General features: G+C 40.0%; 22 protein-coding genes. 6 read left to right on the top strand and 16 right to left on the bottom strand.

Annotated features, from left to right (window positions below; genetic code table 11):
• Positions 1 to 53: 53 nt before the first annotated feature.
• Genes HT721_RS05370 through HT721_RS05360 form a run of 3 tightly spaced genes read right to left on the bottom strand, consistent with a single transcriptional unit; the run spans position 54 to position 1,428 of the window.
• Entirely contained in the window at positions 54 to 410 is a 357-nt protein-coding gene (locus HT721_RS05370; RefSeq protein WP_000889092.1) for an arsenate reductase family protein, read from the bottom strand.
• 5 nt (positions 411 to 415) lie between these two features.
• Positions 416 to 934, bottom strand: a complete 519-nt coding sequence (locus HT721_RS05365; protein WP_173229233.1) for a methylated-DNA--[protein]-cysteine S-methyltransferase — start codon at positions 932 to 934, stop codon at positions 416 to 418.
• Positions 934 to 1,428 carry a GNAT family N-acetyltransferase gene (locus tag HT721_RS05360; RefSeq protein ID WP_173229231.1) on the bottom strand — a complete coding sequence of 165 codons (495 nt, stop codon included), beginning with the start codon at positions 1,426 to 1,428 and terminating at the stop codon, positions 934 to 936. Before HT721_RS05360 ends, HT721_RS05365 begins: the two co-directional genes overlap by 1 nt.
• Before the next feature lie 134 nt (positions 1,429 to 1,562).
• Between HT721_RS05360 and HT721_RS05355 the strand changes: the two genes are divergently transcribed.
• Both HT721_RS05355 and HT721_RS05350 read left to right on the top strand, forming a co-directional pair.
• Positions 1,563 to 2,009: a DUF1836 domain-containing protein gene (locus HT721_RS05355; RefSeq protein ID WP_173229229.1), complete on the top strand. Its 447-nt coding sequence runs from the start codon at positions 1,563 to 1,565 to the stop codon at positions 2,007 to 2,009.
• Positions 2,006 to 2,653: a hemolysin III family protein gene (locus HT721_RS05350; RefSeq protein ID WP_049509562.1), complete on the top strand. Its 648-nt coding sequence runs from the start codon at positions 2,006 to 2,008 to the stop codon at positions 2,651 to 2,653. Before HT721_RS05355 ends, HT721_RS05350 begins: the two co-directional genes overlap by 4 nt.
• Positions 2,654 to 2,673: 20 nt before the next feature.
• On the opposite strand, the gene pdxT is transcribed toward HT721_RS05350, so the two are convergent.
• The 3 genes from pdxT to HT721_RS05335 all read right to left on the bottom strand — a co-directional run bounded on the left by pdxT (position 2,674) and on the right by HT721_RS05335 (position 5,664).
• A complete protein-coding gene (pdxT, locus tag HT721_RS05345; RefSeq protein ID WP_173229226.1) occupies positions 2,674 to 3,255 on the bottom strand; it encodes a pyridoxal 5'-phosphate synthase glutaminase subunit PdxT in 582 nt (193 codons plus the stop codon).
• Entirely contained in the window at positions 3,256 to 4,131 is an 876-nt protein-coding gene (gene pdxS, locus HT721_RS05340; protein ID WP_000138517.1) for a pyridoxal 5'-phosphate synthase lyase subunit PdxS, read from the bottom strand.
• A gap of 153 nt (positions 4,132 to 4,284) precedes the next feature.
• The gene (locus tag HT721_RS05335; protein ID WP_112444188.1) at positions 4,285 to 5,664 is read right to left on the bottom strand and encodes an FAD-dependent oxidoreductase; all 1,380 of its coding nucleotides are present in this window, start codon (positions 5,662 to 5,664) and stop codon (positions 4,285 to 4,287) included.
• A 143-nt stretch (positions 5,665 to 5,807) separates the two neighbouring features.
• Between HT721_RS05335 and HT721_RS05330 the strand changes: the two genes are divergently transcribed.
• From HT721_RS05330 to HT721_RS05315, 4 genes are read left to right on the top strand one after another with little or no spacing between them, the layout of a single operon-like run.
• Positions 5,808 to 5,990 carry a hypothetical protein gene (locus HT721_RS05330; protein WP_173229241.1) on the top strand — a complete coding sequence of 61 codons (183 nt, stop codon included), beginning with the start codon at positions 5,808 to 5,810 and terminating at the stop codon, positions 5,988 to 5,990.
• Positions 5,960 to 6,883: an FAD:protein FMN transferase gene (locus HT721_RS05325; RefSeq protein ID WP_173229224.1), complete on the top strand. Its 924-nt coding sequence runs from the start codon at positions 5,960 to 5,962 to the stop codon at positions 6,881 to 6,883. The genes HT721_RS05330 and HT721_RS05325 overlap by 31 nt, the downstream gene beginning before the upstream one ends.
• Before the next feature lie 59 nt (positions 6,884 to 6,942).
• Positions 6,943 to 7,548, top strand: a complete 606-nt coding sequence (locus HT721_RS05320; protein WP_033677008.1) for an NADPH-dependent FMN reductase — start codon at positions 6,943 to 6,945, stop codon at positions 7,546 to 7,548.
• Between the two features lie 18 nt (positions 7,549 to 7,566).
• A complete protein-coding gene (locus HT721_RS05315) occupies positions 7,567 to 8,805 on the top strand; it encodes an NAD(P)H-dependent oxidoreductase (protein WP_173229222.1) in 1,239 nt (412 codons plus the stop codon).
• Between the two features lie 114 nt (positions 8,806 to 8,919).
• On the opposite strand, the gene HT721_RS05310 is transcribed toward HT721_RS05315, so the two are convergent.
• The 10 genes from HT721_RS05310 to HT721_RS05260 all read right to left on the bottom strand — a co-directional run.
• Entirely contained in the window at positions 8,920 to 9,177 is a 258-nt protein-coding gene (locus HT721_RS05310) for a DUF896 family protein (protein ID WP_050261374.1), read from the bottom strand.
• Positions 9,178 to 9,219: 42 nt separating this feature from the next.
• Positions 9,220 to 11,256 (bottom strand): glycine--tRNA ligase subunit beta, encoded by a 2,037-nt coding sequence (gene glyS / locus HT721_RS05305; protein WP_164226730.1) that lies wholly within the window; start codon positions 11,254 to 11,256, stop codon positions 9,220 to 9,222.
• A gap of 211 nt (positions 11,257 to 11,467) precedes the next feature.
• Entirely contained in the window at positions 11,468 to 12,385 is a 918-nt protein-coding gene (gene glyQ, locus HT721_RS05300) for a glycine--tRNA ligase subunit alpha (RefSeq protein ID WP_000038733.1), read from the bottom strand.
• Positions 12,386 to 12,923: 538 nt separating this feature from the next.
• The gene (locus HT721_RS05295; protein WP_173229219.1) at positions 12,924 to 13,685 is read right to left on the bottom strand and encodes an elongation factor Tu; all 762 of its coding nucleotides are present in this window, start codon (positions 13,683 to 13,685) and stop codon (positions 12,924 to 12,926) included.
• A gap of 272 nt (positions 13,686 to 13,957) precedes the next feature.
• Positions 13,958 to 14,800, bottom strand: a complete 843-nt coding sequence (locus HT721_RS05290; RefSeq protein ID WP_173229217.1) for an aldo/keto reductase — start codon at positions 14,798 to 14,800, stop codon at positions 13,958 to 13,960.
• Between the two features lie 12 nt (positions 14,801 to 14,812).
• Entirely contained in the window at positions 14,813 to 14,953 is a 141-nt protein-coding gene (locus tag HT721_RS11110) for a hypothetical protein (RefSeq protein ID WP_240149964.1), read from the bottom strand.
• Between the two features lie 103 nt (positions 14,954 to 15,056).
• Positions 15,057 to 16,448, bottom strand: coding sequence for a peptidoglycan-N-acetylglucosamine deacetylase PgdA (gene pgdA, locus HT721_RS05280; protein ID WP_173229215.1), 1,392 nt, complete (start codon positions 16,446 to 16,448; stop codon positions 15,057 to 15,059).
• 234 nt (positions 16,449 to 16,682) lie between these two features.
• A complete protein-coding gene (locus tag HT721_RS05275) occupies positions 16,683 to 17,282 on the bottom strand; it encodes a DUF6088 family protein (RefSeq protein ID WP_173229213.1) in 600 nt (199 codons plus the stop codon).
• 98 nt (positions 17,283 to 17,380) lie between these two features.
• Entirely contained in the window at positions 17,381 to 18,295 is a 915-nt protein-coding gene (locus HT721_RS11105; RefSeq protein ID WP_240149963.1) for a hypothetical protein, read from the bottom strand.
• A gap of 366 nt (positions 18,296 to 18,661) precedes the next feature.
• Positions 18,662 to 19,786 (bottom strand): FIVAR domain-containing protein (locus tag HT721_RS05260; protein ID WP_173229211.1); only part of this gene is annotated, 1,125 nt, incomplete at its 5' end.

Below are 19,786 nucleotides of genomic sequence, written 5' to 3'. Positions count from 1 at the left end.
TACTTTGAAACAGGGAGGTTATATATTTTATCTATCAAAGAGATAAGTAAAAACTATTTCAATCCCAATTCTTCATAAGGTTTTCGATAACCAATTTGCTTAACAGTTCCATTTTCTACTAAAATGGGCCGTTTTAACAACATACCGTCACTTGCTAGTAACTCAGCCGCTTCTTGGTTTGACAGACTTCCTACCTTATCTTTCAGCCCTAATTCACGATATTTGATCCCACTGGTGTTAAAAAATTGCTTCAACTCGAACCCTGAGGTTTCTAGCCAGTTTAAAATGACTTCTTGGCTAGGTGTTTCTTCGACGATATGAACGGCTTTATAGTCCACACCGAGTTGGTTTAATTCTTGTTTTGCTTTTTTACAAGTTGAACATTTTGGGTATTCGATAAATTCTAACATGTGTTTCACTTTCTATTGTTTCTATCTTTAAAATCTGCGTCTTCATGCTCCAAGAGCCAGGCTTTCTTTTCCACTCCTGCAGCATAACCTGTCAGACGCTTGCCTGCTCCCAGCACACGGTGACAAGGTACTAGGATAGACCAAGGATTGCGTCCCACCGCTCCACCAATTGCTTGAGCAGAAGCCACTTGCAAATCTTGGGCTATTTGACCATAGGTCACTGTCTGACCATAAGGAATTTCCTGTAAATAGGACCAAACTCGCTTTTCAAAATCTGTTCCGATTGGAGCCAAGGGCAAGTTGGATAAATCCTGAGACTTTCCTTTAAAGTAAGCATCTAAGCAAGTAATAACTGGGTCTAAAATGGGATGACTAACAACTGCTTCTATCGTCTCATCTCCTAGTCCCCTCTCAAAATGCTTCTGCTCCTGCACCCAAATGCCATACAGATATTGCTCGTCGGCAACCAAAGACAAGGTTCCTATTGGCGAAAAGTAGCGCATTTTTACGTACTTCTTTTGCATTATTTCTTCAATTTTTGATAGGCCAAGCGTTCGCCATCAACTGGAACCTTACCAACCTGTTTAAATCCGAGTTTTTCAAAAATATGTTGCATAGCCTTGTTTGCAACATGCGTATCTGATCGAAAATCTAGGTAATCAAATCCTTCAATCAAGCCTTCTAGGAAAGTCTGAGCAACCCCCTGTCCCTGGACATCTGCTGCCACAGCGATACGGTGAAAGACTAGGTATTCTGACTCTCCAGCTTGCCATTTTCCTTCATAAATGGCTTCATAGGTTGCCTCTGGACTCTTGGTCACAGCAGCATAGGCTAATAGTTCTCCATCTTCCAAGGCTACATAGGCTTGACCTGAGATAATATCTTCAATAATAATATCAGCATTTGGATAACCATTTTGCCACTGGTCACTACCAGCATCCGCTAAACATTTTTTAGCATCCTCCATCACTTGCATGATGTCATCTACTTCATTTGGAAAAGCTAAACGAATCTCCATCTTTTCTCCTCATTTCTGACTAGTTTCTCCCATCATAGCATAATTTAAGCCTTTTCACAAGCAGTTAAAACTTGACTTTCTGTTTTTGTTATTTTATAATCTAGTTATCAAAACTAGATAAAAAGGAGTTGAAAATGAAAACTACCTTTTCCTACCCAAAATGGGCAGAAATTCCAAACATTGACCTCTATCTGGACCAGGTTTTGCTCTATGTCAATCAGGTCTGCGCCCCTGTCTCTCCAGATAAAGATAAGGGTCTAACAGCATCCATGGTCAATAACTATGTCAAACATGGTTATCTGACAAAGCCTGACAAGAAAAAATACCAACGCCAACAGATTGCCCGTCTGATTGCTATCACAACCCTCAAATCTGTATTTTCGATTCAAGAAATAGCTCAGACACTGAATACTCTCCAAACTCAAGCAAGTTCAGACCAACTCTACGATGCTTTTGTGGACTACATGAACCAAGGAATTGATCCAGCTAACCCCATTATCCAAACCAGCTGCCAAACCGTTAAACTCTATCATCAAACCCTAGCCTTAATCCATCATACTCAAGAGGAGGTAATCAAGTGAACACTAGTCTTAAACTCAGCAAACAACTCAGTTTTGGAGAAGAGATTGCTAATAGTGTGACCCATGCCGTAGGTGCAGTCATCATGCTCATCTTACTCCCCATTTCATCCACCTATAGTTATGAAGCACACGGATTTTTATCCTCTATCGGCGTTTCCATTTTCGTCATCAGTCTCTTTCTCATGTTCCTCTCATCCACCATTTATCACTCTATGGCCTACGGTTCAACCCACAAATACGTCTTGAGAATCATCGACCATTCGATGATTTATGTGGCTATCGCAGGCTCTTATACGCCAGTCGTCTTAACCTTGATGAATAACTGGTTTGGCTATCTAATTATTGCCATCCAATGGGGAACGACCATCTTTGGTATTCTCTATAAAATCTTTGCTAAAAAGGTCAATGAGAAATTCAGCCTTGCTCTTTACCTGATTATGGGCTGGTTGGTTCTGGCTATCATTCCTGCCATTATCAGTCAAACAACACCAATCTTTTGGAGCCTCATGGTAACTGGCGGACTTTCTTATACAGTTGGAGCTGGATTTTATGCCAAGAAAAAACCTTATTTCCACATGATTTGGCATCTCTTTATCCTAGCTGCGTCCGCACTCCAATACATCGCCATTGTTTATTACATGTAAAAAAGTTGAGAAATTCAATCTCAACTTTTTTCTTTACACATATTAATAAAATACTGGTGCAAGCGCACATCATCAGTCAATTCTGGATGAAAAGAAGTTACCAGCATATTTTTTTCTTGGGCTGCAACGATTTGATTATCAACTCTTGCTAGAATTTCTACACCCACTCCAACACTACTGATAATCGGACCACGGATAAAGGTCATTGGAATCTGACCGACTCCCTTACATTCTGCTTCCGTGTAGAAACTTCCTAATTGGCGCCCATAGGCATTGCGCTCGACCACCATATCCATGGTTCCAAGATGACTCTCGTCCTGAGAAGTGATTTCCCTAGCCAGCAAAATTAAGCCCGCGCAGGTTCCAAATACTGGTAATCCAGAAAGAATGGCTTCTCGAATGGGAATCAGCATGTCCTGGTCTCGTAAGAGCTTGCCCATGGTTGTAGACTCACCACCAGGTAATATCAAACCCGACAAGCCATTCTGATACTGCTGAAAATCATCTAGATTTCTGATTTCAACACTCTCGACACCTAATCGATCTAGCACTTTTGCATGTTCTGCAAAGGCACCTTGCAAGGCCAATATTCCAATTTTCATCTATTTTCCTCGCTCAGCCATGAGAATTTGAATTTCATTTTCATTGATACCAACCATAGCTTCTCCTAAATCTTCAGAGATTTGGGCTAGTATTTGAGGATTACGGAAGTTAGTCACAGCCTTAACAATGGCACTCGCTCGTTTAACAGGATCTCCTGACTTGAAAATACCTGAACCGACAAAGACCCCCTCTGCCCCTAATTGCATCATCAACGCAGCATCTGCTGGCGTTGCAACGCCTCCAGCAGCGAAATTTACAACTGGCAATTTTCCATGTTCATGAACATATTGGACCAATTCTACAGGGACTTGCAAGTCCTTAGCAGCAACATAAAGTTCGTCCTCACGTAGATTTTGAATGCGGCGAATTTCCTGATTCATCATTCGCATATGGCGAACAGCTTGGACGATATCCCCTGTACCTGGTTCTCCTTTTGTACGAATCATAGAAGCACCTTCAGCGATACGACGCAAGGCTTCACCCAAGTCCTTAGCTCCACAGACAAAAGGAACTTGGAATTCTTTCTTGTCCACATGGAAACGGTCGTCAGCTGGAGATAAAACTTCACTCTCATCGATATAGTCAATTTCAATAGCCTCTAAAATCTGAGCTTCAACAAAATGCCCGATTCTGACCTTGGCCATTACTGGAATACTAACCGCTTCTTGGATTTCCTTAATCATCTTTGGATCACTCATACGGGAAACTCCACCAGCTGCACGAATATCAGCTGGAATCCGCTCCAAGGCCATAACAGCAGCCGCACCAGCAGCCTCTGCAATACGGGCTTGTTCAGGGTTCTGAACGTCCATGATAACCCCACCTTTGAGCATCTGTGCTAAGTTTTTATTTAATTCATATCTATTTTCAGTCATTTGTTTTATCCTCATCATTTGTATTGGTAGCTACCTTTTCATTTTAAGTCAGAACAGAATGAATCACAAGATAAAAAAATCATAATTGTATGGGTACACATTGACTAAAAAAACTATCTGACCTTGACTTAAGGCCAGATAGCTCATCAAATTTTATTTTTCAGCTGTAAGGGCAGCCATTGTGATGTAGTTGTATGGTTTGTTGAAGTGTGGCAAGAAGAAGAGGTCTGTCAATGCCAATTTATCAATTGTAACATGCTCTTGGATAGCAAGTGAGAACATATGGATTCCCATACTGATAGCAGAATCACGTGATACCATTTGAGCACCAAGAATTTCACGACTATCTTTATCAAAGACAATCTTGATTGCTACTTCATGGTTATCATGTTTCATGAATTCTGGTTTTTGAAGATCGTTAAAGCCTGTTTCAGTCGCATTGTAACCTGCAGCTTTCGCTTTTTCAAGAGTCAAACCAGTTGAAACCATGTGAAGACCATAGATTGAGATACCGTTTGAACCTTGCACACCGATTCCTTCCAATTCATGTCCACAAGCATTGTAGGCACCAACAATACCAGTACGAACAGCATTTGAAGCAAGGGCAATGTAGCTAGTGTCTTTACGAGCATTATCATAGACAGTCGCACAGTCACCAACTGCAAATACACCTGGAATTGATGTTTCTTGTTTCTTGTCTACAAGGAAGGCACCGTTGCGGAAGAGTTCAATCTTACCATCAGCAAGAGCTGTATTTGGACGGAAACCAACCGCAAGAACAACCATATCCACATCAAATGTTTCTTTGTCTGTTACCAAACGTTCTACTTTTCCATCACCTTGGATAGCTTTTACTGTTTGACCAAGCGCCAAGCGGATGTTGTGGTCTTCCAAGTTCTTAGCCATCATTTGTGTGAAGTCCTTGTCATAGTAACCGTTCAAGACAGTATCTACGATATCAACAAGGATAACTTCTTTTCCAAGACGCTCGAAGGCTTCAGCAAGTTCAACACCGATATAACCACCACCAACAACAGCGATGCGCTCTAGGTGCTTGCTCTTGTCAGCAAGTTTTTCGATGACTTCTTCTGCATTTTGGTACAATTTCACGAATTGTACGTTTTCAAGAGTTGCTTTAAATTCGCGGTTTCCTTTAACAATTTCAACACCTTCGATTGGTGGCAAGATTGGTGTAGAACCTGTAGCGAAAATCAATTTTTCGTATGATTCTTTGTGCTCTTTTCCTTCAACTTCCGCTGTAACTACTTTGTTATCATAGTCGATTGAAAGAACTGGTGAATTCATATAAACCTTAGCACCTTTAGCTTCCAATTTTTCTTTATCAGAATAGAACAAGCCTTCAGCACCGTCAATTTGTTCCCCAATCCAAAGGGCCATTCCACATCCTAGGAAAGAGATGTTAGAGTTTTGGTCAAATACAACAATTTCGTTCTCATTTCCAAAATTATCCAACATGGTATTGATACATGCTGTACCAGCGTGGTTAGCACCGACTACAACGATTTTACTCATAGAAAAATTCCTACCTTCAATTTTAAATTTACTCTACTAGTATAACATTTACTGTTAGCGTTTACAAGTGGTTTACTATTATTTCAGCATTTTTTATCAAAAATAATCCCCCATTTATCCTGTTTTCAAGCCTCATGAATTTTATGAGCATATTTCTTGACTTTTTCCAAATTTTATTTGTGAAAAGTCTAACTTTATGGTATTCTAATAACATGAAAATAAAATGTAAGGGCTTCAATTTAGATGATTGCTTGATATTACAACTTATTTTCTATAAGAGAAAGGAGTTGGTAGCTTGCCTCTTAGTTCACATTCTGAACGGCTAATGGGGACCACTATCACTATTTCATTAGTAGATGAGCGAGCAGATAGCTTGCTCCAAAAATCCTTTGATTTACTCAGAGAGCTAGAATACCGCTTCAATGCCAATAGCCAAGAATCTGAGTTGATGGAAATCAATCATCAAGCTGGAATTGCTCCAGTCAAAGTTCATCCAGACCTGTTTGAACTGATTTCACTTGGGTTAGAGCATAGCCTAGCACCCTCTAGCCATCTCAATATCAGCATTGGTCCCCTAATTCAAACCTGGCGCATCGGTTTTTCAGATGCCAAGGTCGCCCAGCCTCAAGAAATTGAAGCGGTGCTGCCTCTAATCAATCCTCATGATATCGAGTTAAATTCTTCTACTTCCACTGTGTTTTTAAAACAGAAAGGAATGAAGATCGATCTTGGTTGTTTAGCCAAGGGTTATAGTGCGGATAAGGTTGCACAATTTCTTAGAGAAGAGGGAGTGACATCTGCCTTAATCAATCTGGGAGGGAATATCCTGACCATTGGAAAAAATCAGGCAAGAGGAAATCAGCCTTGGCAAATCGGAATTCAAGACCCAGCCAATCCGAGGGGAAATCACTTAATGACTATCCCTGTTGTCAATCAATCTGTCGTGACTTCAGGCATTTATGAACGTCACCTGACAGTCGATGGAAAAGATTACCATCATATTTTTGACAGTCAGACAGGATATCCTGTTGAAACAGAACTCGCTAGTCTCACAATCATCTCTGATAAATCAGTTGATGGCGAAATCTGGACAACTCGACTCTTTGGAGAAAGACCTGCTTCTATCCTCTGGCAAGTCGAAAGTTTGGAGGGCATCGAAGCCATCCTCATCGATAAAGAAGGTCACCTAAGTTGTTCTTCAGGAATTCCTACTCTATAGAGACAAATGTTTCAATGGAGTTTTAAAATCGTATTATGTAAAAAGAGAAAGGAAATCTCATGTTAAAACTTATTGCTATTGTTGGAACAAATTCAAAACGTTCTACAAACCGTCAATTGCTTCAATACATGCAAAAACACTTTGCTGACAAAGCTGAAATTGAACTTGTTGAAATCAAAGACATTCCTGTCTTCAATAAACCAGCTGACAAGCAAGTACCTGCTGAAATATTGGAAATTGCTGCTAAAATCGAAGAGGCAGATGGCGTTATTATCGGTACTCCTGAGTATGACCACTCTATCCCAGCTGTTTTGATGAGCGCTCTTGCTTGGTTGTCTTATGGTATTTACCCACTCTTGAACAAACCAATCATGATTACAGGTGCTTCTTACGGTACACTCGGTTCATCACGTGCTCAAATGCAACTTCGCCAAATCTTGAATGCTCCAGAAATCAAAGCAAGTGTCCTTCCTGATGAATTCTTGCTTTCACATTCTCTTCAAGCCTTTAACCCAAGTGGAGACCTAGTAGATCTTGATGTTATTAAAAAACTGGATGCCACTTTTGACGACTTCCGTATCTTTGTAAAAATCACAGAAAAATTGCGCAACGCACAAGCCCTACTTCGCAAAGATGCTGAAGACTTTGACTGGGAAAATTTGTAAGATAGGAGACCAAAAAGAATGAAATTTGTTGGACTTGTAGGATCAAACTACGATCAATCATATAACCGTAAACTCTTGGAATTCATCCGTCGTCACTTCAAACTCAAATTTGAATTAGCAGTTCTCGAAATTGATGAAGTTCCAATGTTTAACCAAGACGAAAAATGGGATGAAAGTTTCCAATTACGTTATTTATATAACAAAATTACTCGTGCTGATGGTGTCATTATTGCTACTCCTGAGCACAACCACACAATCTCAGCTTCTCTAAAATCGGTTCTTGAATGGCTTTCATACGAAGTTCATCCATTTGAAAACAAACCAGTTATGATTGTGGGAGCTTCTTACTACGACCAAGGTACTTCTCGTGCCCAAGTTCACCTTCGTAAGATTCTTGACGCTCCAGGTGTCAATGCCTACACTCTTCCAGGAAATGAATTCCTTCTTGGTAAAGCCAAAGAAGCTTTTGATGTTGATGGGAATATAACAAATGAAGGAACTGTTAATTTCCTTGAAACATGTTTAGACAACTTTGTAAAATATGTGGGAGTCGTTTCAAAATTGAAAAAACCAAAACCAATCGCACCAGAAGATTTATATTGTACAAAACCAATCGCAACTACAATTCAAGGTGTTGACCCTGATGATCCTGAATGGGTAGAAAAAGCAGCTGAGCTTGTTGGAGCTGTTTCAGGAGATACTTACGTTAAATTAGACCACGGTATCTTGACAGTTAACCAAATTGATATGTTCTTGAAAGCAATGCCATTTGAGTTGACATATGCGGATGATAATAACCAATTCTTGTACTATAATAACGCCCATCAAGATCCAAATACAATGTATGGTAAACGTGTGCGCGTTCAAGCAGGTAGCCGACTAGGAACAGTACATGCTTCCCTACCACCTGAAAGAATGAAAAACGTTGAATGGGTTGTCGGTGTACTACGTAACGGAGATCAAGAATATGTCCGTACAATTGTGCCGGGAACACCTGAAGGTGTTATCAATACACATAACTACAAGGCAATGTACTATCCAGATGGTTCATATGCTGGAATCAATGAAATCATCTTCAATTTCCAACCATGGCTCGATTGGTACTTGGAAACAACTGGTCAACGTCTAGTTGGTGGAAATGCTGCAGCTCCTGCTGGAGGACATGGCGGAGCAGATGCTACATCTGGAGCTTCTGATTCAAGTGATGCTGGAGGTCACGGTGGTGGCGCAGACGCTACAGCTGGTGCAAGTTACTAATGATAGTTTTAGGAACCATTTTGGTTCCTTTTTTAGTTAAAAAAGACTAGCAGTTTGTATCTGCTAGTCTTTTGGTATTATTTTATCTATCCTTGTTAAAAGAAAGAATACTGATTATGAATTTGGGTCATCAAGACTACGGCCATGTAACCCTTTTTCACGTTGGGCTTGGCGTAGTTTTTCTGGTGTAACATCGTTCCCTTCTTCGTCTACAATTTTGATTCCCTCAATGTGATGACGAACAGTGCGACGATAACCTTCGATGTACTCCTCACGTAGTTTGGCTTGTTCTACTTTTTCTTCTGGGGTCAAGCCTTCTGTTTTTTTCTTTTTAGCAAGTTCGTTGATACGATCAATTTTTTTAGGATCCATGTTTCTCTCCTTTATGATAAGATTTAATCCGTTTAACAGATTTTATTTGGTATTGATTTGGTTAAAACGTGCAAGTTTAGCTGCTTTCTTGGTTAATTGCGACAAGATTGCCAAACGATTTTGTCGAACAGTCTGATCTTCAGCCATAACCATAGTATTCTCAAAGAAGGCATCGATGACAGGGCTAAGCGCAAAGAGATGTTTCAATTGTTGACTTGCAGTCCCTGACAAAACAAGTGATTCTACTGCTTCTGCCAAGGCTTTCTCTTCTTCATTTTCAAAGAGAGCTGAATCAACTGTAGCTACTACTTCTGCCTTCTCAGCCAAGTTAAAGGCACGAGAAAGTGATTCAACAGATGGTTTAAAGTCTTCTTCCTTGCTTGCTTCTACGAGAGCACTTGCTGCTTCCAACATATCCGCCACAACAAAGTTTGAACCTGCAAGAACGGCTTCCTTGATGTCTTTTGGAGTAGATCCCATCATCTTATCAACACGAGCCTTGATAAAGTCCATAACCTCTGCCTTATTTTCATAAGTCAAGCTGTCAAATGTTAGAGCATAAAGGCTATCAATCAGCTCGTCCATAGCAATGTGCCAACCAAAAGCATCCAAGATACGAACCACACCTTGGGTCGCACGACGAAGGGCATACGGGTCATTAGAACCTGATGGAATCAAGCCTACTGAGAAGAAACTCAAAATCGTATCCAATTTATCTGCAATGGCAAGCACTGCGCCGACCTTGCTCTCTGGAAGTTCTCCTTCGGCTGATGTAGGCATGTAGTGTTCACGAATAGCAGCTGCTACCGCTGGAGTTTCCCCAGCAAGAAGGGCATATTTTTCACCCATAATTCCTTGAAGCTCGTCAAATTCGCCAACCATACCTGTCAACAAGTCAAACTTGTAAATGGCTGCTGCACGGGCTAGGTCAATCGTTTCATCCGCTGACAAGCCTGCTTTTTCTGCCAAGAGAATAGCAATTTGACCAGTACGAATCATGTGTTCACGAAGGGAACCAATTTTCTCATGGAAGGTCACATTGTTTAATTTTTCAACAAGGTCAGAAATAACTAATTTTTGGTCTTCACGCCAGAAGAATTCTCCGTCTTCCAAACGGGCTACCAAGACTTTTTCATTTCCTTTGATAACATTTTCCAAATGCTCTGCATTTCCATTACGAACAGAAATGAAGTTTGGCAATAGTTTTCCATCTTGATCACGAACAACAAAGTAACGTTGGTGTTCCTTCATCGAAGTCACCAAGACTTCTTCCGGAACTTCAAGGTATTTGGCATCAAAACTTCCCATAAAGGCAGTTGGGTATTCAACCAAGTTCAAGACTTCATTAAGCAAATCAGCATCAATTTCGATACGTACACTGTGTTCAGCTTCGATTGCCTTAATTTGGTCAACAATCATTTGCTCGCGTTCACGTGGATCTGCGATTACATACTGCTTACGAAGGTCTTCTTCATAGCTCAATGCTGACTGAATTTTGGTTTCTTTCCCCAAGAAACGATGACCACGGCTCACACGACCTCCCTTAATATCAAGGAAATCCAAATCAAACTCTTCTTCATCTAAAAGAACGGTTAAAGTGTGAACAGGACGAATGTATTCAAAGCTATTTCCAGCCCAATGCATGCTGACAGGGAAAGTCAATGACTTCAAAACATCTACAACACCAGGAACAATGGCTTCAACTGCTTGACCAATTTCTTCCTTGGTAACATAGACATATTCTTCACCCTTAATTTCACGGAATTCGATATCTTCAACAGTCAAGCCTTTTCCACGGACAAATCCTTGAGCTGCTTTGGTGAAGTTGCCATCACTATCCAAGGCAATTTTCTTTGCTGGCCCCTTAAAATCTTCTGTCAAATCAGACTGTTTGTCTGCTAAACCAGTTACACGAACAGCCAAACGACGTGGTGTTGAGAAGGTCTGAATAGCTTCAAAAGACAGGCGGTTTTCCTTGAGGAAGGCTGCCATTTTTTCACCTAGTTGTTTTTCACTTGGTGTAACAACATAGGCTGGTAATTCTTCAAGACCGAGTTCTACTAATAAGTTTTTTGTCATGTTTTTTCTCCGAAAAATATCTTTTTATTTTCCAGTTTGCCTTATGTGATTGGCACGCAAGCAACCAACTTCGTTGTTTCATTGCTAAAATTGGAGCCAAAAGTCTCCAATTTTGCCTAGTATCCTTAGCTTCACTAAGGATACCTTCATCACTGCGGCAACTGGTTCAGGGCTCACACTGTTCGCCCATTTTCGTAATTTGTCACTCTCTTTATTCTGCGTCTTCTGCTAAGAGTTTAGCTCGTGTTGCTTCATCTAAAAGTGGGTAGCCTAGGCGTTTTCGTTCTGCGACAAAGGTTTTAGCTACGACACGGGCTAAGTTACGGATACGAGCGATATAGCCTGCGCGCTCTGTTACAGATACGGCACCACGCGCATCAAGAAGGTTAAAAGTATGTGAACATTTGAGAACATAGTCATAGGCAGGGTGTACCAAGCCTTCTTCTAATGCACGACCAGCTTCTTTTTCAAACTTATCAAAGTTTTCAAGCAACATTTCTTGGTCCGAAATTTCAAATGAATATTTTGAATGCTCGTACTCAGGCTGGATAAAGATTTCTCCGTATTTTACACCATCAGCCCACTCGATATCATAGACAGAATCTACTTCTTGGATGTAAGAAGCCAAGCGTTCCAAACCATAGGTAACTTCCGCAGTCACAGGGCCAGTTGCCAATCCACCTACTTGTTGGAAATATGTGAACTGGGTGATTTCCATCCCATCAAGCCAAACTTCCCAACCAAGACCAGCTGAACCAGTTGATGGGTTTTCCCAGTTGTCCTCAACGAAACGAATATCGTGCTCCAAAGGATTGATTCCCAATTTTTCCAAAGACTCAAGGTAAAGTTCTTGGATATTTGATGGAGAAGGTTTCATAACCACTTGGAACTGGTGGTGTTGGTAAAGACGGTTAGGGTTTTCCCCGTAACGACCGTCAGCAGGACGACGTGATGGTTCTACATAAGCTGCATTCCATGGCTCAGGTCCGATAGCACGAAGGAAAGTGTAAGGACTCATCGTTCCCGCACCTTTTTCATTATCATAAGCCTGCATAAGCATACAACCTTGGTCATTCCAAAATTGTTGCAAAGTCAAAATAATTTCTTGAAATGTTAATTTCTTAGACATTGTTTACTCCTTTTTATATAAATTACTTGCGACACGAGTCTGCCTCGTCGATCATACGAGGCAAGACGAGTTAGTACTGCGTCTAGCTCAGGCACTCTAGTGCTGAGCGTGGGGCAGTCCGACTGTAAGGAGGTTTCTGCCACTGACGCAGTGGAAAGTCAATTTTTTAGACATTTTTTACTCCTTTTTTATAAATTACTTGCGACACGAGTCTGCCTCATCGATCATACGAGGCAAGACGAGTTAGTACTGCGTCTAGCTCAGGCACTCTAGTGCTGAGCGTGGGGCAGTCCGACTGTAAGGAGGTTTCTGCCACTGACGCAGTGGAAAGTCAATTTTTTAGACATTATTTACTCCTTTTTTATAAATTACTTGCGACACGAGTCTGCCTCGTCAATCATACGAGGCAAGACGAGTTAGTACTGCGTCTAGCTCAGGCACTCTAGTGCTGAGCGTGGAGCAGCCCGACTGTAAGGAGGTCTCTGCCACTGACGCAGTAAAATGTTAATTTCTTAGACATTGTTTACTCCTTTAGTTTTTATATTTCTTTTTCAATTAATTTCTGCTGAACAAACCAATTTAACAAGGGAAGAGTTTTATCTGTATTTGCCCATAAATGATAAGAATCGAAGACCGCTTGTACACTACCTAGATTTTCTACCAACTTATCTATTGTCAAAAAACTACGCCAATATTCGTAAAAAATACTTGCATAGTTCTTATCATAAGTCGAAGAACCAAAATCATTCAATGAATGCCAACCATACTTCTTCTGAAAAAGTTCTACGAGAGATTGATTACAAATTTTTTCCGCTTGAAATTCCTCTTCTGTTAAGAAATACTTGCGACTAATATATTCAACCATCCCCTCTTCGAACCAGATATAAGAGTCGTAACCATCAAAATCATCTAAAAAATGCTCCGACCAATGAGCTAGCTCATGTCCTACAATCTGTAAGAGGAAATTTTCAGATAAAGAATGATAGTGACTTTCTATTGCTTGAGTTTGCTGAGAACACTCGTAGTTCAGCAACTGATACAAATACAACTCTTTCCAAACAGCTAAATCAGGCGTCATAACCATTCGTCTATTATTTGTATAGGCTGGAACAGCGCTTTCCCTAATAATCTGTGTAGCAGCATTAAAACTTGACCAAATAACGGCTTGCGGTAAATCACAGACTGCAAGTTCATTCTTTAAAAAAGATTGATAATCTTTCAACTTTTCAGTATTTCTTACTACAAAATCACGAAATGCAACTAGTTGGCTATCGTCTTTTACAAGATAAAGGTTTTCCACGTCTCTCCTTTCTTTCACACAATAGACTGAATAAGCAAAAGAACCACATCTGACAATCCTAGGTTGATTTAACCTAGGGGCGTCAGAAACGCGGTTCCACCCTAATTTATTACTTCATTGTTTTTGAAAATACTACAGAAAGCGCCAGCTCATTATTTTGCCCTACTTGGCTCCCACTATCCCAAGCTCGCTTGAAGAACGCCATAAGACTTTCTTTCCTGTTGACTATTATATCAAAAATTAGAATAATGTACAATTCTTTTTATGATTTTCTAAAAATCCACATCATCAACTCGTGGAGCACCAGATTGAACAGCAATCGTTTTTAAGGTTCCATGTTCCTCATGGCTCAATTCAATTCCAAAGCAATCAAGATTAGCCTGAATACGAGAGGCTGTGACAGATTTTGGAAGTGGTAGAAATCCTTCTGCCAAGCTCCAGGCCAAGGCTATCTGAGCAACCGATTTTCCGTGATTTGCTGCGATTTCTTGGACTTGCTTGCTATCAAACAGTTCTCCCTGACCAAAAGGGCCCCAAGCTTCCAATAAAATTCCTTTTTCTCTACAGTAAGCTACAACTTCCTCTTGATAGACACCTGGCGCCAAGCGGATTTGATTGACCGCCGGAAGAATTTTTGCTGTTTCAAGCAAGGCATCCAAATGATGGGGAAGAAAATTACTAACACCTATAGCACGGATTTTCCCTTCTTGATAGAGGTCTTCCATCGCTCTCCAAACTTCTGCATTTCGGATTTTCCATTGGTCATTTTCTCTGAGCGGTTTTGGATTTGGCCAATGAATCAAATACAAATCCAAATAGTCCAAGCCCAGCTTCTCTAAAGACTCTTCAAAAGCCTGACAAGCTTGCTCATAGGTTTGCTGACTATTCCAAAGCTTGGTAGTTACGAACAATTCCTCTCGTGGAACTCCGCTATCTTGAATGGCACGACCAACGCTTTCTTCATTCTGATAAATCGCTGCCGTATCAATATGACGATAACCAGCCTTCAAGGCTTCTAACACTGCACGATAGGCTTCTTCTCCATCCTTAGCCTTAAAAGTTCCAAATCCCAATACTGGAATTTCTACTCCATTATTTAATTGATAGGTATTCATATGCTTCTCCTTCTATTTTATACTCTCTTCAAACCACGTCAACGTCGCCTTGCCGTAGGTATTGTTACTGACTTCGTCAGTTCTATCCACAACCTCAAAACCATGTTTTGAGCAACCTGCGGCTAGTTTCCTAGTTTGCTCTTTGATTTTCATTGAGTATTATTTATCATTTATAGCATAAATTTTTTTACTAATTAGTACTATCTTATGTAAAAAATAAGTCTATCACATATCTGACAGACCTATTTTTTCTTGCTTATTCATCACGACTATAATACAGTTCATGAGCTTTTAGGCGAGTATTGAGCATCTCTGGTATGGTCACAAAGGTATAACCTTGATTTTTCAAATACTCAATGACCCTTGGCAAGGCATTGACTGTCGGACTGTGAATATCATGCATCAAAACGATAGAGCCGTTAGCTACTTGATGCTGAATTTCCGTCAAAATAGCTGCTTCATTTTTACTCTTCCAGTCCAGACTATCCACATCCCACATGATAAAGCTCAAATCGAGGCTATTGCGAATATCATCTGTAATAGCTCCATAAGGCGGACGCATGAGTTTAGAACTAGAACCCAGCACTTTAGTTAGCACATCCTCAGTATCAGTAATCTGCTTTTTAGCTTCATCAAGAGAAAGTTGCGAGAGAATCGGATGGCTCCAACTATGGTTTCCAACAACATGACCTTCAGATTTTATCCTCTTCACCAAGTCCTCATTCCCAGAAACATTTTTCCCAAGCACAAAGAAAGTGGCTTTAACACCATATTTAGCTAGGGTCTCTAATGCCTGCGGGGTCGTTGCTGGATTTGGACCATCATCAAAGGTTAGAGCGACAACTTTTTGATGTTTCTTTTCAAAGTAAGACTGGTACAAGGCTGCGTCTTTTTCAAGTAAGTACGAAGATTGGATAACATCAAAGAAAGCAGATACTGGCAAGGCTATCTCTTCTAAATTTTCAACCACAGGACTTGGATAAAGGATAATCTGACTATCCTTGTAATCAAAATTCCATGCAGACAAGTCTTGGTCAGAGAAGCTTTTTACAATCTGGTCACTCTGGTTTTGCTCTATTTTTTTATCCTCTATAAAGGAGGTGATTTCTTTTATCAGCTGTTCCTTAGCCTTACTAGCATCTGAAAACAGTTGGTCAAGTGTAAAAGGTTGCCCATCTTCTGTTAAGTGAACCTTTCCTAGACTGGTCTTTTCAGTCTCTTCAACCTTAAAATCAACTAAATCATAGATTTGTTTGGTTACATTACGATTGACGACTCCCTTTAAACCTGACTCTTCTTGCTCTGTATAGTAGAAAACAAGATTGTCCTTACTTTCTAGCTTGTCCTTAATATCTTGATTTATCAGCTCCTTAACAGAGGAAATCACTTGCTCCCCTTGGAGAAGATAATAGGCAATCACTTCGGTTTGACCCTTACGAAAATGATCCTTCTGATTTCCCTCACTCAATTGATCGTCTTTCTCTTTTTTGAGCGATTCAATCTTTTGCTCAAAACTTTTTTGCTGATACATTTTAAAAGCAATAAATCCGCCTAATAAGCAAATAGAAATTGCTAAAATACCAATCAAAGCCAATAATACATGTCTCTTTTTCCCGTGTCTGCCACGTCCCAGTCTACTTTTATTCATATTTATATCATAACAAATTTGAGCAATAATTTCAATGATACAGTTTGGCAATCCACAATTCCCCTAGAAAGCCAAAGCATCTCACATCAACTCGATCAGCCCTATCTGTAGAGATTATGTAGTTTTCTATCTATGGAATTTCTAGTAGATTGAAGCTAGAATAGACACCGTGACTTCTAAAAACATTCTGAGAAATTGCTTTATTTTTCCCAATCGATTTATCCTCAAACATCCCTATACCTCTGATATTTTCTTGATAATACTATAGACCCAGGCACTTGTCGTTTTACCTTCAGCTAGTAATGTTGACTTTTCTTCTTCAGATAATTTTTTCCGTAAGTAGTCAATCTGCTGAGAAGTAATATTCTCTTTCCCCATTGCCTTGACAGATTGTATCACCATTGCAGTTAAGGTTGACATATTTGAAATATCTCCATTATTTCTATGCTTAAATTCTATCCTTGCCTTACCAACATTAAAACTGGCATATCTTCCATCTGATATATAGGTCCATTTTGCTGGTACCTGCGTAGATAAACCAAGTAAATTAAGGGCTGTGTTTCCCGATGGAGCAATGGTCCAATTATATTTTCTAGCAATAGCATCAGCAACTTCATCCACAGACGCCATTGCATACTCTCCAATCAGTTCTATATATTTTGGTTTATAATAAATACCTTTCAAAATGCGAGTAATCTCTTTGTCTTTTACAAGACGATTTAATGTACTACGAACAGTTTCATATCCTGCAATATCAAAGAAATCATTTGCTATAAAAACTTGATTCGATTCAAAATTTTCTATCCTGTTTACTATTTCCTGCTTATCGTTCATCTATCACACCTCCTTTGCACCGAATATGATGCTACTTTTGGTGCAAAAAGTCAAATGAGAGTCATTTTATCAAGAGGGAACAGACCTCTTACAATTTCTTATATAACATCTCTATCCATTTTTATCCCATTTCTTATTTCAGTAATAACTTGATTATAAAAATCATGATAATCAGCCGTATTTATTTCTTTTATAATAACGCCATATGTACACAAGAGTATTCTCACATTATCATCTAAATCTCCAACTTTCGAGTAAAAATACACCTTTGTAAATTCAAAATGTTTCTTCTTGTATGCGAGTAGCCACCACAAATCGATTTCAGCTAAATCGAAAGCAAAACCAAGGATATGCACATCATTGCTTACAAAATAATCCATCCATGAATGATGATAAAAATCATTTTTAGAATTCCATCTCCTTAATAATTCAGACGTATATCCTATCACTTGCGAAAGCAAATAACCATAATGGTATTGTCCTAGTATAATAGAATTTTTTCTGGTTGCTATTCCATGTATATGCCATAGTTTTTGTCTCTCACTTAATTTTATATACTGATAAATTCCTAGTTCCTTTTCCTTTTTACTGATTTCACCCTCTTTCCCATAGCCATATAGATTTAAGATTTTTCCAATAGATGGATTAGTACAAATTGTTTTTTCAAATTCAAAGCTGTAATTCGTCGTCAAAATATTCTCTACTTCTAAGTTTAATAAATCTTCAAGAAACTCTTTCTTCCTTTTTGAAATCGTCATCTTATCCTTCAAAAAATCAGTTAGTTCCTGTGCGACAGTTTCTTCTTTCCCCTTATAGAATACTGAAATCCTCATTGGAAAACGCAAAGACTCGCTTATCTCAGCATGTAATGAGCATTCCTCAGCTTCTTTTTCGCCTCTAAACTTTTCTACATTAAAGGAATCATCATCTTCTGGCTCGTTTGCAAATAATCTATTGATTCCATTCCCTACTAATAAAATAGGTTTGTTTTTTCTACTTTCATGTTTCCCCATTCCATTACCCTTTCTATTTTTAAAGCGCTTACATATACTCCTAAAGAAAGACGGATAGAAAGAGGATTCTCCACTTCTTTCTATCCGCTACTTCCTTCAAGAGTCCACACTAGTAAGTTTCAGTTCCGTTTCATGAACTACCTCACTTGTTTCGTGTTTCTTCTTTATCTTACTCTACCATCAAAGACTTCTACTTGTACTAGAGGAGGAAGCATTCCCATCCAAAAGATGGTGTCCTATTCCCAGAACCACTTCCCCGCTAAAAGCTGGTATATTCCCACTACAGGTTTGAGACTAACTTTTCCTATAGTTATTATCCAGCAATGTAGTACCTTCTATGGTCGCCTGCGATATTTCACATGTCGCTTATCTTAGCTGAGCAAGAATAGCTTTGAGTTTCTCAATCAACTCATCTTCTGTGTGGTCAGACTCTTTCTCATTGGCTAGGAAGGCAACCGCTTGAGCGAGAGCTTCTCGTGCTTGGTCGAGGACTTTCGCATCTACACTTGTAAGGCCGTTTTCTTGCAGAACCTTAGTCAATTCCTTGGTCAATTTCTTGAGTTCTGACTCTTTCTTGCGACGAGCGATGAGGAAGAGAAGGAGACCAAGAAGGGCGAGCAGGCTGCCAATCATCGTACCGTATGGAAGATGACCTTGCTCTTTGCTTGTTTCTTTCGTTTCTTCATCCTTAGTCGTTTGCTTACCTTTCAAGGATTCGAGAGCTTCTTTGACCTTGGCAGTCATCTCTTTCAAGCCTGCCTCTGTCAAGTCAGCATTTCTAAGGGCTTCTTGACCCTCTCCGAGAATGACCTTCGCAGCGTCGATGACAGATTGATCAATACCATCCAAGTCTTTCAAACGAGTTTCTAGTTCTTCAACCAATCGAGCAAGCTCAGACTTGTCAACAGGACGAGTCTCGCTAGGAGTTACTGTATTGCCTGAATTGTTTGGAGTGTTTGTAGAAACTGGTGTTTCTTGAGCTGGAGTACTTGCTTGAGCCTGTCCAACAGTAGACGATGGAGTAGCAGGGGTGGTGTTGCTACTATCGTCTGTCGTCACACCAGGGACTGGAGTGTTACCACTATTATCTGGTGTCATACTGTCGCTATTGCTGTCAGCAGGGGTGGTAGTACCGCCGTTGTTCGTGTTAGCACTGTTATTAGTGTCGCCACTAGTATTGCTGTTACTGCTATTGTCGGTATTATCACCGTTGTTGGTGTTAGCACTGTCGTTAGTGTTGCCATCATTACTTGGTACAGAAGTTGGTTTATCTACCAAGCCGGATTTGGCTTCCGCAAGTTTTTCCTTAGCTTCGTCTACTTTCGCTTTCGCATCCGCTACGTCTTTTTCTGTAGCGCTCGCGTTGCCAATCACTTCCTCAGCTTTTGTTACGGCTTCGGTAGCTTTTGTCTTCGCGTCTTCGTAGGCTGCTTTACTTGCTTCTGTCTTACCGTCTGTATTGGCACCTTCGTTGATGGCTGTATTCAAGGC

The sequence above is a fragment of the Streptococcus sp. 4094 genome (genome assembly GCF_013277125.1).
GTDB lineage: Bacteria > Bacillota > Bacilli > Lactobacillales > Streptococcaceae > Streptococcus.
The sequence above is the reverse complement of the archived record's forward strand: the minus strand, read 5'-3'. Positions and strand labels throughout refer to the sequence as shown.